The organism is Homoserinimonas sp. (assembly GCF_056262345.1).
Genome location: NZ_JBACFR010000146.1, coordinates 1 through 2,108, shown reverse-complemented (window position 1 = coordinate 2,108; position 2,108 = coordinate 1). Strand labels below are relative to the sequence as shown.

1 pseudogene is annotated in these 2,108 nt (G+C 66.7%); it reads right to left on the bottom strand.

Annotation, left to right across the window (positions count from 1 at the left end):
• Positions 1-1,596 (bottom strand): annotated as a pseudogene (locus AC062T_RS07230) (hypothetical protein); the annotation flags it as partial.
• Positions 1,597-2,108 lie beyond the last annotated feature (512 nt).

Sequence of the window (2,108 nt, the reverse complement as noted above, 5' to 3'; positions counted from 1 at the left end):
CGCGGCTACGGCGCTGAGCCCTCCGGCCAGGATGGCGACCGCCGCGGCGGACGTGAGTGCGGCGTTGCCCGAGCCAGCAGGGGCGAGGAGCCATCCGCCGGAGGCGATGCCGATGAGGCTAAGGGACACGGCTCCGCCTGTGACGAGCGCGCGAGACCACGCAGCGGAGCACACGATGATTCGAGCGACGACGAGCGCGGTCACCGTCACGATCGTCGCCGGGAGCCAGGTGTCGTCGGCAAGCCACCCGGCAAGCCACGTGGTGGCAAAGCCTCCGAGCGCCGCCGTTCGTGCCGCCGCTGGGTAGCTACGAGGCATCCGACGGAGGACGACAAGACCGACCGTGCCGAGGGCTGTGCTGGCGGCGAGCACGAACCAGACCGAGGGGAGCAGTGTTAGCGCGACTAACAGCACCGCCACGCCCGAGGGTATGAGCCACCGTAACGACGACCGGAACCTGCCGAGCAGGCGCAGGCACAGTGCCGTCGTAGCGACGGCGAGGGTGAGCGCAGCGACCGAATACAGGATGAGAGCGAAGGGCATACGCGCGTCGGCGCCCGACGAGACCGGTTCAAGGTCTATTGCGTCGCCCAGGAAAGTGACCCAGTGGGCTACCGCGATGAATGCTGCGGGAAATACGGCAAGCGCGGATACGGCGGCCGCCGCGAAGACTGCCGCGTTTGCCTGAGCCCGCTGTGCGGTGACGGCATTGCGGATGAGGAGCAGCACGACGGTCACCGCGAAGGCGAGAGCCGGGGCGATGAATGTGATGGACTCGTCGCTGCGATCCGAGATGGTTGAGGTAGCGGCTGCCACCGCGAGGGCCGCTCCCGAGGCGCCTGCGAACACGATGGACGACACCTGGTCGAACTGCGAACTGGGGCGGGCCCTCAGTGCGGCGCTGTGCGCGGCGGCAAGGAGCAGCGCTGTTCCCGCGCAGATGGCGAGTGGGATGGGAGCCGGCAGCTGTGATGTGGGCAGTGTGAGTCCGAAGAGTGCTGCGAACAGAAGCGCGATGAGACCAGTCGCGGCAGCGATCACCCGCTCAGGGAGGAGGCTGTCGCTTCGACCGGGCTTTTCTGGCGTGGCGAGTGCAGCCATCTGGATGAGCGAAGCCAGGGCAACCGCGATGCTGATGGTGAATGCGGTTGTCGAGGAGGAGCTGTAGCTGTCGCCTGACCTGCTCAAGGCCGAGACCAACACCCCAACCCCCGGGGCAAAGAGCGAGTACCCCACGATGCTCGCCGCTCGCACACCGGCCACCCTGTGCCAAAGGATGAAGGCGATGGCGCTGCCCACCAGCACGAGGCCCCAGTACGCGCGTCCGTCGATCCGATCCGCGCCTCCGAGCGAATTTGCTCGAATCGCGAAGGCATCGAGGTAAACGAGGAGAAGGGCGAAAACCGCAATTGCCTCAGCACTGGCCGTCAGCCGTCGCTTGCGAAGCATCGATGCCGCGACGAAGGCCGCCACCGTGACGACGGCGATGATGGTTGACCGCCAGACGAGCCCGTAGTTGATGAACGCATAAATCAGAAAGAAAACGGCGAAGACCGAAAGTAGTGAGATTCCGGTGATGAGGAGGGCGATCTGCACGCCGGAGCGCCGCGGCGTCGCGCCTGAACTGACGCGTGCGGCGGCAGCAGGTGGAAAAGCGACAGGCGCGGAGGGTGCAGGGATCGGCGTGGCGTGGGCGGGCACGGCGTGGACTGGCGTCGCCGGGGCTGGAGCGGCCTGGATTGCCGGCGAGACTGCGGGCGCCTTCTGTGCAGCTTCGGCGCGTATGTGCCCGATAAGCCCTGCGCGGTCGTTGAGTTGGCGCGCAATGAGGCCCGACAGATCCGCGAGCTCACGTGCTCGCGCGCCGCTGAGATCCAGCCCGCACCGCGAGCACACAGCGCTGCGCAAAGGAGTGAAGCACGCCGGGCATCGCGTGGTGTCGGTGAGATCGGAGATACTCCCGGGCCATTCAGCCCGAACATCGCCGAGCCAGCCGCTGCCGTTTTCCACTCTCATCGCTGTGCCTTCCGCATAGTTGCCTCGACACTATCGAGGTGCTGCGCGGTTAGGGGATGAGAGTGGCTAAAGGGGGACTAGTGCGCGTGTCG